This is a genomic window from Spiroplasma floricola 23-6 (genome assembly GCF_002813555.1).
Classification (GTDB): Bacteria; Bacillota_I; Bacilli_A; order Mycoplasmatales; family Mycoplasmataceae; genus Spiroplasma_A; species Spiroplasma_A floricola.
In genome coordinates this window covers 828,799-844,785 of the sequence record NZ_CP025057.1, presented here as the reverse complement: position 1 = coordinate 844,785, position 15,987 = coordinate 828,799, and the positions used below count along the sequence as shown (strand labels likewise).

Sequence of the window (15,987 nt, the reverse complement as noted above, 5' to 3'; positions counted from 1 at the left end):
AGTCACAAATATGAATATATTATTAGGATTAGTTGCAAGTGTTGGTTTAACTTCACCATCAACTGCTTCAATTATAAACAGTACAAATAGTGCACATATATTAAGTATCGACTCATCTGAAAAAGTTGATTTAACTAAAATTAAAATTGAAACAACATATGTGGATGTAAAGAATGTCAAATTAGAAACAGAAGAGGATATGCTTAAATTTCTTATTTATGAAATAATGGACAGTGCAGATAATGATGATGTTTATGATGCACTATATGATTTTCTAGAGAATCGCAATTATTGAGAATTAAGCGGATATGACTTTAAAATTCCTGAACCTGAAGAAGTAATTGAAACTAAATTGCGTTTTAGAGCTTTAAGTGAAAATGAATTATTTAAAGGTCACTTAACTGCAAACTTAGTAATTACAAACTCTACAACTGTAAATCCGGAACCAGAAAAATTGGCAAACTATATTACTCAAAGTGATATAGGATTTATTTATAATCCAAATGAAAATAAAATTAGAGAAACTCTTATGAAAGAAAATCCAAAGTTAAAAAATTATATGTTCTCACTTACTAACTTTAAATATAGTGAAGTTACACTAGTTGGTTTATATGAATTTGCAGGACAAGAAGAAACTATTAACTATAGATCTGGATTAGAATTTGAAGATCAATTTAGATCAAGAGATTTATTTGTAGAAGCTTATAATTCTACTCAATATGACTCTCAAACATTTAAAGTAGTTCATTATCCAGTATTTGGAATGAATGATTTTTTATCTCATTTTAAATTTTTTAGTTTTGAATTTAGCGCTCTTTCAGCAATTGAAGATAAAAATTCTCTTATAACACAATATCATAATGGAATTGTAAAATATCAAATTAATAGTGGACCTTATAAATTATGAGATAGAGAATATTATGGATCAGTAAATTGAAATTTCTCAAAAGGTTATGTAAGAAGCATAACATTTACAAATAGAATAGAATTTGAATTTAAAATAGAAGTTAAAGCATATGCAAGTTGAATAAATACATATTATTCAAGAGCTAAAGCCAAATTAAATGTTGTAAATATTTTTATATTGTAAAGAATTTATTTAAAATATTAGAAAAAGTAATTATCTAATTACTTTTTCTTTTTTATATTAATATAAAATAATCATTAAATAATATTGTTTTATTTATTTTAAAGAGTATGATAAGAACAATTAGCAATTAGCAAAAGACATATTTAGAGTTAAGAATTAAAAAATATCATAAAAAATAATATAAATATTTATCAACTATCAATATTTGGTTGGTTGGGTGGGCTTGCGAAAGAAAGGGTCAAATATGAAAATATTATTAAGTTTGCTTGGAAGTTCTTTATTTCCAAGTGCATCAATTTGTAATGTTTTAGTTCAAGAACAAGTAGTCATTAATAATCAAACTTACAGATGAACAGAAAAAGCTGCATCTACAGTAAAATTTGATCAATCAAGATTAATACCTAATATTGATTATTCAAATAAAACTGCTTTTATCGATAATTATGATATTTGAGATAGTTGAGCGCTATTAGATAATAATGGTCAAGTAGCTACTATAAATGGATATCAAATTTGATTTGCTCTATCAAAACCAAGTGATGGAACAGGACATACAAAAATAATGTACTTTTATTCAAAAACTGGATCTGATTGAATTCCAGGAGGATATGCTTTAAGTCAAAATTTAATTGAAGGTACAGAAGAGTGATCTGGTTCAGCACTCTTTGATGAAAAAACAAAACAAGTTAATTTATTTTATACTGTTTCTAATCACACTTATGGAAAAAATTGAAATCAAAGAATAGCTTTAGCTAAAATGGATTTAAATTTTGATCAAGATATTCCAAAATTTAATACTCCAGTATTTCATAAAATAATAGCACAACCAGATGGAGATTTATATCAAACTCATCAAGCAGCAGAAGCACAAGGTTATGCAAAACAAAAATGAGCATTTAGAGATCCATTTTACTTTAGAGATCCAAAAACAAATCAAGAATATATGTTATTTGAAGGAAACACAGGTCTTTTAACTGGTAAAGAAGGTGAAAGACTTCCTGAATACACTGGAGGATTTGAAGATTATCCAGAAAATTATGATTTTGAAAGAAGCAATATGGCAAATTCAGCAATAGGGATTGCTAAATTAAATTTACAAGAAGGAAAAGTAGAATTCTTAAATCCTTTATGAGCATCTAATCTAGTTTCAGATGAAACTGAAAGACCAAGTTTAATTTATAATGCCAAATATGATAGATATTATATGTTTACAACAACACATGGTTACTATAATATGAATTTAGCACCAGGATTAGATAAAAATGATAGCTTACATGGTTTCACAGCAAAAGAAAGTATTTTTGGAGAAATGAAACCAATCAATGATGATGGATTAATATTATATTCACACCCAGAAAATGAAACAATTAATGGAGAAGTTGTATGAAATAAAAATTATGCTTATGCATGAGGAGTTATGTATGATAATTTAGACTCTGATTATCTACTAACTTTAGCATTTTCTAATTTCTCTTCAAATGGAGAAAATGAACTGCAAAGAATAAGAGGAGCAGCTCCAAGTTTATTGTTAAAAATTAAAGATGATAAAATAACAATTGAAGATGAACTTCTTCCAGCTCAAGTTATGAGAAGATAGTTTATTGCTTTTTATAATAAAAAAAGTAGAGATTAAACTCTACTTTTTTAAATTCCATAGTGTTTCAAAATTTAACTCTGAATCATTAGATAAAATATTAAACAAGCAAAGAGGTAAAAACTTTAATCCCTTAAAAAATGGATTGTTTGAAAATACAAATTAGGGAATTTATGTAATAAAAATTCACAATGATAAGCAAGCTGATGATTATAAAATACCTATATATGTAGGACAAGCAACAAATTTATCATTAAGATGAAAATAGCATATTGCAAATATCGAAAAGGTTTTTTATGAAGAAAAAAAGAATCTTGAAATCAAATATAAAAAAATAGTTGAATATATTAAATATTATGATTTATCTTTAAAAGACATTTTCTTTTATATTGTAGAAGAAAATAAAGATTTTATTTCTTGAACTAAACAAGAAATAAAAGAACTTGAAACAAAATGAATAAATCTAACAAATTCAGGATCAATAGGGTTTAACGCAATTAGATAATTTTAAATTTATTTATATAGAAAATGTAAAATATTTATTTATGTATAAAATTAATGTTTTAAACAAACTATTAGTTTGTTTTTTTATTCAAAAATAAACAATAAACCTTTAAAATAAATATATGAAAAATAATGGATTGTCTGGTAAAAAGTTAATTAAAAAAGGTAAATGAATTATAAAGGAAAAAAATAGTAACTCAAAAAATTTAGTTGAAATATCAAACATTTTAAATGAAAAGAGGTTTAAATATTTTTCAAAATTCAAAGATATTGATGATTTCACTTACTCATATAGATATGTTAAAGGCATTACATTAGAAAAAGTAAAAGCTATGCCATTTGAATCAACAATGAAAATTATAAAGATAATATCAGAACTTCAGTCTTTATATATAGATAGTGAAAATAATGTAATAGTACATGGAGATATAAGTCCAGTAAATGCCATATTTAATAATAAATTGTTGCCAAAAAAGTTAATTGATTGAGATGGCTCTTATTTTGGAAGTAAATATGATGATATTGGATATATTTGTTGATTGTGAGTTAATTTTGGAGATGATAAACAAGAACATAGCAAATATGTGTTACAAATTATTGCAATTTTCAAGTATTTGGGTTATAAAAAAATAGATGTTATTAACGTTAAGAATTCTATTCTCATAAGAAAATTCTATTCTCATAAGAATAAATAAAGATCAAAAAAGAAACTCAAATTTAAATATTTATAATTGATATGAATATACTAAAAGCTGAGTGAAAAAATATTGGGGTAAAATAGAAAATGAATTTATTTAATATAAAAAAAGAGGAATTTAGCTCTCTTTTTAAAGAACAAAAAAGTCATTGAAATCTTTTCATTTGAATATTCTTATATTCTTTAATACCTGCATGCTGAATATTGGTTAGAGCTATTGTTATAACAAGATATATGTCTGCAAGTGTTGAAACTTATGCACAATGAGATTATTTAAATATAATGCTAGAAGTTATTCAAGAAACAATAGTCTTACCTTTATTTTGATGATTTGGAAGTATAAAAATTGGTAAAAAAGAAGATCTTAATAAAATAAGAGAAGTTTATATATTTACATTTATTATTTATTTTATACTTATTTGTGTTTTGAATATATTTGTAGGTGATTTAGTAAAAGTAATAGGTTCACAACAAGGTTATGAACAAAGAGTATTTTTTTCATTACAATTGTGAAGCAAAATTCCAAGTATATTAACTGGAATTTCAACTGTTATTTTATTAAATTTAAAAAATTACAAAGGATTTTTAGCTTTACTTATTGTTAAATTATTAATTAGTATAATATTTGACTTTACTCTTGCAAATAATAATGTTTTTGATAATGCATATATTGGATTAGGATTAAGCACACTTCTTACTGAAATTTGTTTATTTGTTACATCAATTATTATGTTAGCTTACATATTTGGTTTTAAAAACTTTTTTAACTTAAAGACATTTAGTTTTAACATCAAGAAATGAAATTTTAATAAAGTATTTTTCTCAAATGTATTAGCTTCGTTTCTATTTTCAACAATAAATAATACTTTTTACTTATTTATGATGGCAAAAAATATGAATATAGCAAAAGAAAGCGATGCTTACTGGTTATCAAATACAGTTATATGATCTTGAATATTGATGATACCAAATGTTATTTTTTCTATAAATAAGTCAATTGTTTCAACACAAAATCAACTAAATTTTAAAAAAAGAGTAATGCTTATTTTTGAATTTCAATTAATATCATTATTGTCAATTCTACTTTCCTTTGCTATTTTTATTCCTGTCTATAAGCAATTTACAATGTTTCTTTCAGACAACAATGTTGATTTAGTAAATAGAAGTTGAACTATATTTTCAAAATTAATTTGGTTTTTTATTTTCTATGTTTCAGCATCTACTTTTAGTGCTCATTTTAATGGAGAAGGTAAAAATTGATTAATAACAGCTCAAGCATTAATTTGCAATATTTTAACATTCGTACCTTTTATAATAATTAATTCAATAGGGGCATTACAGTATACAGTTGATGTATTGGCTTTAATGTTTGGATTTAGTTTAATGGTTTCTTGAATAATAGGTATTATATTTATTGTTGGCTTTCTATATATAGAAAATTTAAAAGAAAAGAAAAAAATAACTATTTAAGTTGTTTTTTCTTTTTTTAAGAGTATTATAATTATTGAATAAATAGAAATATTTATTCGAGGTTATCTTATAGTTGATAGATAAATAGTTCTTGATACATAAATCTGCTTAACCTAAAAATTTAAGTTCTAATTCCTTTTTAAATAGAAAAAAAGAGGAATAAAAAATGCAACAATTACTAATAAATTGTCCAAAATGTCACCAAGATTTCGATTTACTTGAGATAGGTAAAGTACAAAATAGAGATACTGAAAGTTTTTTAGAGTATAAAAAACACTTAGAAGAAGAAATTAGAGGTCAAATTGAAAAGGACATCAGTCAAAATTTAGAAAAAAATTTTAATTTTAGATTAGAATCTAAAATTAAAGAAATTGATCTAGAAAAAAATATAGAGTTATCTAAGCTAAATACAATTATAGAAAATTTAAAAAAAGATATGGCCTATATTGAAGAGAATAAACAAAAAGAAAGTCAAATGTTAGCAACTCAATTAGAGTCAAAAATTACTCAAGAAAAACAATCAGAAATTGACTCTTTAAAAGAGAAAATTGTAAAACTTGAAAGTGATGCTAAAAATATTGATCAATTGAATAAAAGTGAGTTAGAGAAAAGACAACTTGAATTAACTTCAAATTTTGAAATAGAAAAAAGAAAATTTGAATTAGATTTATCAAAATATAGTTCTCAATTGGAGAACTATAAAAATGAAAAACAACTTGAATTAAATCAAAAGGAATTAGAACTTAAAGAAAAATATGAATCAATAATTTCTACAAAAGAAATAGAAATAACTGATCTGAAAATAGCTAATGCTACAAACAGAATTCTTAATAACAAAACAAAAGGTGAAAACTGAGAAAATGAAGTTGAATTAGAATTAAGAAAAATTGCTTCATCAACAGGAGATGAAGTTAATAAAATTACACGAACAGGTACAAAAGCTGACTTCTTACAAATTGTAAGAGATAAAGATAAAGATCTAGGAAAAATAGTTTTTGAATGTAAAAATGGAGAATGAAAAGAAACATGAGAGCCTAAATTAACAGAAGATATGGCAAAAGAAGGAGCAAATTATGCAATTCTTGTTGCAACAAGTACTCATGAAAAATTTAAAGTACCATTTTTAGTATCACAAAAAAATAAAAATATCTTAATTGCAGATCCTGACAGTTTTGTATTTGTAACTTCAATGGTTAGAAAGTTAATTTTAATTGAATCTAACCTAAGAGATAAAACAGATAATAATGAAACTTTTGAACAATTTAATAAATGAAAATTAAATTCTTTAGAAACATTTAAAGGCATTGTTCAAAAAGCAGTTGATGGAATTGAATCAGATGAAAGAACTATTTTAAATAAAGTAGAAGATATTAAAAAACATAGGGAAAAATTATGAAGAAATTGACAAACATTAATGTTAGATTTCTTAGAAGGGTTTAGGTATTAATTATGAGTGATAATCAAGATACTATGAAAATATTAATAGTTGGAAATGGATGAAATGCTCATTTTAATAATAAGCTAAAGGATTTTAATAATAATTTTCTAATATGATTAGAAAATTATGCTTCTAGTGTTGATGAATTTGATTCTTTTTTTGATACAGTTTTTAATAATTTTGAAGATTTTAAAGAAAAAATATTTGTTATAATAAAGTACTTTTATAAAGAGTTAATAAAATATAAAGAAAACTTGACTGAAAATTTTACAATTGAGAGTGCTATAAAACTAATTGGAGAAAATTATTCAAGAAATGTAATTAAAAATAAAGGTGATTTCAATCAAGAAAATAAAAATAAAGATCTATTTTTTTCAATTTGCAAAACACTATTAGGTTATTATATTGAATTTTCTTCAAAATTTGATGACCAAATTGCTATGTGATTTGAAAATGGAATTGAAAACTATCAATTTGAAAGTGGGTCATTTGAAAATTTAGTAAATTTAGGATATGATTTAATTTTTACTACAAATTATAATGAAATTCTGAAAAATTTTATTTATAAATGAAGACGAAATAGCATTTACTATGATCATTTTGAACTCAGAGTCATTAATATTCATGGAAAAAATGAAATTAACGCAGAAAATTTTATTCAAAGATACTCTAATATTCAAATAAATCTTGAAGATAAGAAAATATCTACTCAACTTTCATTTTTAAAAATACCTTTTGAGAATTATTGATATAATCACAGTAACAATCCTAGTTTAAAAAATCTAAATATAGAAATTGATTTATATGGATTATCAATGAATAATGATAATCACTTAATACATTCAATATGTAAAGATATAGCATTACAGTTTTCTTCAAAATTTAGAATTTTAGAGTTAGGAAATATAGAACTAATAATTAATTATTTTTATTTTAAACAAAATGAAATGCCTAATATTAATTATAAAATTAAAAAAATAGTAATAAAAGAAATTAATAGTAGTGATGTGCGAAATCATGAATTATATAAAATTACAGATGAGATAATAAAAAAAATTAAATTAGATATTGAAAAAAATAGTACTTAAATTTAATTTTTTAAATTTGAAGGGAGTGATTTATAAATGAATTATATAGAGAAAAGTTCTCATTATAAAAAATATTTTGAAGAAGAGTATAAAAAAATATTAATTAAAGGAGACTACGGATCTGGTAAAACCACATCTTTAAAAGATTATATTAAAGATAGTGAAGTCACATATAAGGAAATATGAATTAATGCGTCTTTGTTTAATCCTCAAAATGATTTAATAAAAGATTTAATTGATAATTATATTCCTTCAAAATATTCATGAACTTGAACAAAAAGTTTAGTATTTAATTACATAAAAACTAGTCTAAATATGATTTTGTCAATAATATCTTTTATAACATCTTGATTTATTATTGATAAATTTAATGCAAGCCCATGATATTGATTAGTTCCAATTAGTATATCAATTGCTACTGTTTTTTTATTTTTCTTCTGAAATGGTAATAAAAGCGATATTAAGGTTCTTATTAACTATTTTTGTAAATATGATTTAATTATTTTTGATGATATAAATAGAATTGAAGATAAAAATTTAAAATTAAGAATTTATAATTTAATAAGCTCAGCATTGGAATTTGTGAAGGAAAACAATACTACAAAATTCATATTCATAGATAGTCCAGAATCAGAAATTTTAAATATAGATTTTGAGGAAAAATACTTTGACTTAATTTTATTAAAAAAAGCAAGCAAAAAAAATATAAAAGATATAATAATCAAAAGTAAAATATTAAAAGATAATTTAAATAATGTATTTATTAAAAAAATAATAAAAATAGGTAATTTTAGAATTACCAATAATTTTGTAGAAAAGTTTACTCATTTTGAAAATACTTTTAAGAATATGGAAACATTAAAATCTTTATTTAAAATTAATGATTTAATATGTATTTTTTATTTAAAGTATGTAGATGAATTATTTTATGAAAATATTATTAAGAGTGAAATTGAAAAATCTAAACTTTATAATAATATAAATTTTTTTGATTTAGAATTAAAAGAATATGAAGAATATGGTCCCTTGGGTAATAAACAAAAAAAGCAAGTATATGAGACTAAAAATTTACCTAAGAATATTTACAGTGATTATTTGTTTGGAAATTTATTGCTGGAAGAAAATAATTTTTTAAATTTAAAAAATAATACTGATATATTTTTTGATATTGTTGAAAATCAGGAAAATTATTCATTTTTATCTGGTCTATCTTTTAATGTTTCAGATATTATAAAAAAATATTATCAATGAAAAATAGACATAGACTTTGATATAAATAGTGATGATTTAAGAGAATTCTTTAAATTATTGCTATTATTAAAAATTAATTCAAGTAATTTGTATGAGCTAATTAAGGAGTTTTTTTATATTCCATTAGATGAAAACTTTTTTTCAAACTATTCAAATTTTGAAGATATGAAATATTTTATTGATAGTATCAAAAATAAAATTTGATTTTCAAGTTATCAAGAAAAAGTAGACTTAATATGTACATGAAACCATATTATTCAAAATATATTTTCAAAGAATTATAAAATAAAAGATACTACTGATATAAAAGAATTAAATAATTTTATTATTGTATATTTCATATTGAATAAATGTGTTGAAAATGATGATGAGCATTATGTGAAAGAATTTTATTTTCTAAATAAAAATATTCAATTCCTAATAAATACAACTTTAATTGGAAATAATAGAGAGATAATATTCTCTTTAATTTATAGAGGAATTATAAAAAGTGAAATAGAAGTTATTTCTTTTTTAAATATTTTAATAAAAATTATTTCTATATCGGAAATTATTTATTTATTCTATGATTTAATCTTAAATGAATTATACAAAGAAGAAGATATTAAAACTGTAATGAATTTTTTGAAAAAAAATTATAATTATATTTTTTCAGGAATAGTTATTTATATGAATGAACAATATTCAATTAAAAAAGAAAATGATATTATATCAAAAAATAATATACATAAAATTATAGAAAGAAAAATTATTAAAACTGATATAGAATGAAAGAAAATAGAATTTCTAATCAATAATTTTTATATAGATTATAAAAATTAATTTAAAATCTTTATATAGTAAATTAATAAAGGAAAAATATAAATGAGAAATGAAGATATTATAGATTTTGAGCAAGACGATTTAGAGAATTTTGAAATATATTCAAAAGTTACATCTAAGGAATTATACTATTCTATAGCATATTATATAAAGCAAAATTATAAGAGCTCACTATTTTATGCTAATGAAAAAGTAAAATATAAAATAGTAAATGACTTTGTAAGACTTGATAAAAGTATTAAAAATATAACTTATAAATTTCTTTCAACATATGAAGAATGAATAAAAACAATTATTTTAGATAAATACAATATAGTAGTTGATGAACAAGAAAAAGAATATATATTAAAAATAGAAGAAAGAAAATCTTTAGAATTAAATTTAGAAACTATGAAAGTTTTAAATAATTGAGCAAAGTATTTTAAAAAGAGTAAGGGATATTACACAGATGGATATTCTCACAATATTTTAAGCTTTATAGGAATTAAAGAGAATAATTTTAATTTAAAAGATTTTACAGATTATGATGTAAATTATTTTTCTACTGATTTAAAAGAAATTGTTGAATTAAGAAATAAAGTTATGCATCATGGTATTCTATTAGAAACTGATTGAGATAAATTAAAGATACTTTATTTAAATCTTCCAGAAAATTGAGATGATGAGTTTCAAAAACAAATATTTGCAAGTGTTAGAAAAAGAAAAAATATACCAATTGAAGCAATCAAAAAAATGGAGAAAAATATAGATCAATGAGAAAAGCATAAGTAATGAATATGTTAAAATTATAGTTTTTAAAATTAAAAAAAATAAACACAGTAAAAAACATTAATTGATAGCAAAAAATAAAGTATTGATAGACTTTATTTTTTTATTTTAAATATATTTAAAGCAAATCTAAATTATTAATTTAATTTTCAATAAAAGTCTTTTTATTTATAAAAATATTTTTAGCATGCAACTTTTTAATTGTTATTTTTTCTTAAAAAAATAGAATATAAGTGTATCAATCAATAACTTGAATTTGGTGTAGAAACGGAAATAAAAGTTATGAAAAAAATTTTGAGCATATTAGGATCAACAGTATTGGTTGCTCCTTTAGTATCAACAACAACTTTTAATACTAAAAATATATCAAATGAAATTAATAATAAAAAAGATGATGTGAATTGAAACTATATTGATCAAGAAACAAATAATATTTTTGAGAAATTAGTAAATAATTCAAATTCACAGTTTTACTCAGATGATAATCAAAATATAACAAATGAGGTTTTAAAGTTTGCAAAACAAGAAACTAAAAAACTCTTGAACTCTTTTAAAAATGAACAAAAAAGTTTAGAAGAAATGATTAAATATTTTGAAAATAATGTAGATGGATTTAAAGAAAATCTTGATAAACAAACTAGTAATAATTCAATTTATAATCTTTTAAATCTAGATAGTTATGAAAAAATTAAAAAAAATATATCAAAAACTTGATTTAATTCTCTACTTGATGATATGAATTTAGTAGCTGGTAAATTAGGGTGAGGAGCTATTGCACTTGCAGCTGCTGCTGCTGGATTTTGAGCAGCAGCTTGATGATTTGGAATAAGTATTCCATTTGCCATTGATTGTGCTAGAGTAGCAGCTGTTTTAACAGTTTGTTCAGCAGGATTAGGATTAACAGTAGCTGCATTTAGAGAGAAATTAAATAGTATTTGGGATGTTTTAACTTGATCATTAAACTCTTATAGATTATATTCTACAATAGGTCAGATAGCTATTCCTAAACTTTTGATTGTGAAAACTACTCTATCGGCAAGTATAGTAGGATATATAACATCAGCTGTTCTTGTACCTATAATAGGGAATTTATTATTTAAACTTTATAAAGGAGCCTTTGAATAGTAATTTTCTAAAAGAACAAATACATCTTTTAAATATCTCAAATATATTCTTTTATAATTAATTGTTTTGGAGGTGATTTTTTATGGACTATGGATTGGAGCTGCTAATATTAGTTACAAATTGCCGTTATAATGAAAATGATTTGAATATTAAAAAAATAGATAGAAGAGCTTTTAGAGATTTCTTTTCTTTTAACATGTTTAAAATAATAGTTATTTCTCTTTGTATTTTTGGAATTTATGATACTATAAAATTTAAAAAGGAAAGTTTGTTAATTTTTACATCAGTAATACTGGGTTTCACAACTATTTCATTAATAATTAATTGTCTGGTTTTAACAAAGAATTTATTTAATATTTTAAAGAGAGAAGATATTAATAAACCAAAATGATTATTTATTTCTTTAAGCTTTTTTCCAATATTAAATTTTATAGCTCTAGTTATTTTTTATATAGTATTTCAAAAATCACTTAGAAAAAAAGATTATAAATTTATAAGTTTAAATAGAAATCCACAAAATCCTGAATGATAAAAGATTGGTCAAAAATTAGTAAAAAACGAGCAAAGACCTCGTTTTTTACATTTTGAGTATTTAAATTTTTAGGATAACTCAAATTATTATAATTTCTTAAAAATTTCAAATCTTTATATTATTAACTATAAACTTTAATAAAAATAGAATATTAAATATCTACGATTTTTATAATAAAGTTTTATCTAATTTTAAGAAATAAAATAATAAAAGTAAACTCTTTAATAATTAAATATATGGAAACTAACTTTTTTTATAAAAATTTAAGAGTTTTCTAAAAAAGGTTTAGAAACTAAATATAGTAAAAGAATTGTTTAAAAAAATTAAAAGATAAAAAAATAATAAATACGATAATAAAGCGTTAATTGATAACAAAAAATAAAGTATTGAGAGACTTTATTTTTTTATTTTAAATACATTTAAAACAAATCTAAGCTATTAATTTAATTTTTACTAAAAATCTTTTTATTTATAAAAAGACTTTTATTATGCAACTTTTTAATTGTTATTTTTCTTTAAGAAAATAGAATATAAGTGTATCAAACAATAACTTGAATTTGGTGTAGAAACGGAAATAAAAGTTATGAAAAATACTTTTAGTATAGTTACAACTACTTTGAATACAAGTATAGTTGGATATATAGTAAAAGCAGTATTACTCCCTTATATATTTCTTTTAGTGGAGAATCTTTATGGATCTTTTTAGTTTATCTTCAATAACAGCAGTAACAAAATGCGATTATTGAGAAAGAGATTTAGAAAAGAAATATGTAGATTCAAGAGTATTTAAAAAATTCTTTTGAGTTAATTTAGTTAAAATCTTTTTTACCATTGCTCTTTTAAGTTCAGTTTATATATTAGCAGGCTCTAAAAATATTGGGGGAATAATTGGATGTTCAGTAGTAGCATTATGTTTTTTAATTTCACTATCGATTAATTGTATATTTTTAGTGAAAAGTTTGTGTTATGTTTTTACAAAAATAGAGATCAAAAAACCAGAGAAGTTATTTATTTTTATAAACATAATACCTTTTATAAATTTTATTTTTCTATTGTTTTTCTATTATTTTTTTAAAAAGCAGTTTAGAAAAAAAGATTACAAATTTATAGAATTAGAAAGAATTTTGGAGATGTAATAATATTTAAAATTAGATGTACTTGTTTTTATATTTTATTTAGATTATCTTAATTTTATTTAATTACTTAGGAGGTAAATTATTTATGGATTGAGGACTAGCTTTTTGCTTTTTAATTACAAATTATCATTTCGAGGCACATGATTTAGAAAATAGGAAAATAGATCGAAAAGCTTTTATAGATTTCTTTTCATATAATATTGCTAAAGTAATAATTATTATTCTTTCATCATATTTAATTTACTATTTCTTAATTTCTAGTAAAGAAAAAGATGCAAAGTTTTGATGAATTATCTTTTCAGTAGTTCTTGGTCTTGCAACAATTTCTTTATCCACAAATTGTGCTATTTTAGCAAATAATCTCTGTAATGTTTTAAAAAGAGAAGATATTGTTAAACCAAAAGCTTTATATATTTTTATAAGTTTAATGCCTTTAATAAATTATATATTTTTATTTATATTCTATAAGATATTTAAAAACCTACTTATAAAAAGAGACTATAGATTTATATATTTAAGCAGAAATCATCAATTCATATAGGGTCACTCTTATTAAAATATTTTTTTGAAATCTTAGACAAAACGGGGAAAAACCTCGTTTTTTTACATTTTGAGTGTTATAATTCTTATGATAACTAAAACTATTGTATTTACTTAAAAATTTTAATTTTAACTTGTAAATAGGAAACTTTCAAATTTTTAACCATTTTTAATATTAATTATAAACTTTAATATGAATAGAATAGGAGATATCTATGATTTGTTATGAAGCAAATATAGAAGATTTTTCATATGATATGCTATGAAAAACTTTTGATGAAGTTTTACCTGATTTATATAAAATAGCTACAAATGGAGAGCAAAAAGCATGAGAAGTATCTTTAATGCAAATTGCTAAAGTTATACAAAAATCAAACTTAAACACAAATGTAAAAGTATATTTGGAATATAAGTTTGATTTTTGTGAATCAAGATGTGATGTCATCCTTACTGGAAATGTAAAAGGAGTTGACAAAGTTTTGGTAATTGAATTAAAACAACATTCAACTTTTAACAGAGTAAGTCTTGGAAATGATATTCAACTTCTAACAGGAAAAACTGGAAGAGGCTATTTGGGTTCACAAATTAAAAGATATATAAACTTCTTTGAAACAGTTGTTCAAATGCAAAATCATGAAAAAGAATTTGAAATAAATGGAGTTGCCTATCTTCATAATTTAAAAAGAAGTACTGTAATAAAAAAAGAGCTGCAATTAAATAAAAATGATTGAACAGTAACAGGAACAAATTTAAAGTTTTTCTTACATGATGAGCATGACAAATTTGCAAATTATTTAAATGAAGTGTTTCAAGATTGTGAAAAAAGCAATTTTATTGAAGAGTTTGAAAAAACTAAGAATAAAAGAGGATTTAAAACTGTTGAGGTTTTAAAAAATAAAACAAATGAACACGATATTGTTTTAACTGATGTTCAAATGAAATTAGCAAAAGAAGTAAAAACTTTTGTTCAAAAAGTAGAAGATAATAAAAAACTTGTAATTTTAGAAGGAAAAGCTGGAACTGGAAAAACTATCTTTCTTTATTCTTTATTTTTATATTTCAAAAATTTAAAGAAATATGAAAATAATACTTTTATAATGGCAAGAAATCCAACATATGTAAAAAACATAAATCTTTTTTTAGAACAAAATTATAAATTTAATAGAGCATCAAGTGTTGAAACTTTTAAAGAAGCAAAAGATCAAATTATTTTATTTGATGAAGCTCAAAGATTGACGATGAATCAAGTAACAAATGCTATTAAAGTAGCAAAAACAGTTATTATTTGTTTGGATGAACAACAAAAGATTAATGCAAAAGATAATGTAACAAAACAATGAATTAAAAATACTTTTAAATCTATTGATCCAAAAGGATCAATTTATGAAAATACACTATTAAATCAAATGAGATTTTTAAAAAACTCAGAATATATTACTATGGTTGAATCATTATTTTCAGATGATGAAACATTTATTGATAATTCAAAAGCAAATATTCATCTTTTTAATAATTTAAATGAAATGCACTTTGATATTAATAACTTATTAAAACAAAATAATAAGTTATCTATTAAAGCATTTAGTATTAATGACAATAAGTTTGAATTTAAAACTGGATGATTAAATACTCCATTTTCAAAAGAAGAAATAGCAACAATTTATTATGTTCATGGATTAGAAGTAGATTATGTTGTTATTTATATTCCTAAAGGAATAGAAATAAATAATGTAAACTATATTTCTATAAAAGATAAAATTAAAAATAATCGATTAATGACTCTTTTAACAAGAGCTTTAATTGGAGCATACATTTATTGTAAAGATAAAAATATTTATAAAATCATTAAAAATAAGCTAGGAGTATAAAAAAATAATATATTAAAAATTAAATAAACAAAACATTAATAAGTCTATAATTTATTCATTATGA

The 15,987-nt window shown here is 21.7% G+C and carries 13 protein-coding genes; all 13 read left to right on the top strand.

The features are described from left to right. Positions 1-10 precede the first annotated feature (10 nt). The 13 genes from SFLOR_RS03720 (at position 11) to SFLOR_RS03660 (ending at position 15,923) form a co-directional block, all read left to right on the top strand. Entirely contained in the window at positions 11-1,090 is a 1,080-nt protein-coding gene (locus SFLOR_RS03720; protein WP_100916745.1) for a hypothetical protein, read from the top strand. Between the two features lie 244 nt (positions 1,091-1,334). After that, positions 1,335-2,687: a glycoside hydrolase family 68 protein gene (locus SFLOR_RS03715; protein WP_100916744.1), complete on the top strand. Its 1,353-nt coding sequence runs from the start codon at positions 1,335-1,337 to the stop codon at positions 2,685-2,687. A gap of 623 nt (positions 2,688-3,310) precedes the next feature. Next, positions 3,311-3,883 carry a protein kinase family protein gene (locus SFLOR_RS03710; protein WP_100916743.1) on the top strand — a complete coding sequence of 191 codons (573 nt, stop codon included), beginning with the start codon at positions 3,311-3,313 and terminating at the stop codon, positions 3,881-3,883. Between the two features lie 89 nt (positions 3,884-3,972). After that, on the top strand, positions 3,973-5,355 hold the full coding sequence (locus tag SFLOR_RS03705) for a hypothetical protein (RefSeq protein WP_100916742.1): 1,383 nt from the start codon (positions 3,973-3,975) through the stop codon (positions 5,353-5,355). 166 nt (positions 5,356-5,521) lie between these two features. After that, positions 5,522-6,802 (top strand): DUF2130 domain-containing protein, encoded by a 1,281-nt coding sequence (locus tag SFLOR_RS03700; RefSeq protein WP_100916741.1) that lies wholly within the window; start codon positions 5,522-5,524, stop codon positions 6,800-6,802. A 2-nt stretch (positions 6,803-6,804) separates the two neighbouring features. Beyond that, the gene (locus SFLOR_RS03695) at positions 6,805-7,881 is read left to right on the top strand and encodes a hypothetical protein (protein WP_100916740.1); all 1,077 of its coding nucleotides are present in this window, start codon (positions 6,805-6,807) and stop codon (positions 7,879-7,881) included. 36 nt (positions 7,882-7,917) lie between these two features. Next, positions 7,918-9,954, top strand: coding sequence for a hypothetical protein (locus tag SFLOR_RS03690; protein ID WP_100916739.1), 2,037 nt, complete (start codon positions 7,918-7,920; stop codon positions 9,952-9,954). Positions 9,955-9,996: 42 nt separating this feature from the next. Further along, a complete protein-coding gene (locus SFLOR_RS03685) occupies positions 9,997-10,725 on the top strand; it encodes a hypothetical protein (protein ID WP_100916738.1) in 729 nt (242 codons plus the stop codon). A 279-nt stretch (positions 10,726-11,004) separates the two neighbouring features. Continuing rightward, complete coding sequence (locus SFLOR_RS03680) at positions 11,005-11,847, top strand: hypothetical protein (protein WP_100916737.1); 843 nt, start codon at positions 11,005-11,007, stop codon at positions 11,845-11,847. An 82-nt stretch (positions 11,848-11,929) separates the two neighbouring features. After that, complete coding sequence (locus SFLOR_RS03675) at positions 11,930-12,379, top strand: DUF805 domain-containing protein (RefSeq protein WP_100916736.1); 450 nt, start codon at positions 11,930-11,932, stop codon at positions 12,377-12,379. 692 nt (positions 12,380-13,071) lie between these two features. Then, complete coding sequence (locus SFLOR_RS03670) at positions 13,072-13,515, top strand: hypothetical protein (RefSeq protein WP_100916735.1); 444 nt, start codon at positions 13,072-13,074, stop codon at positions 13,513-13,515. An 85-nt stretch (positions 13,516-13,600) separates the two neighbouring features. Further along, the gene (locus SFLOR_RS03665; RefSeq protein ID WP_100916734.1) at positions 13,601-14,056 is read left to right on the top strand and encodes a hypothetical protein; all 456 of its coding nucleotides are present in this window, start codon (positions 13,601-13,603) and stop codon (positions 14,054-14,056) included. A gap of 214 nt (positions 14,057-14,270) precedes the next feature. Beyond that, positions 14,271-15,923: a DNA/RNA helicase domain-containing protein gene (locus SFLOR_RS03660; RefSeq protein WP_100916733.1), complete on the top strand. Its 1,653-nt coding sequence runs from the start codon at positions 14,271-14,273 to the stop codon at positions 15,921-15,923. The last annotated feature ends 64 nt before the right edge of the window (positions 15,924-15,987 follow it).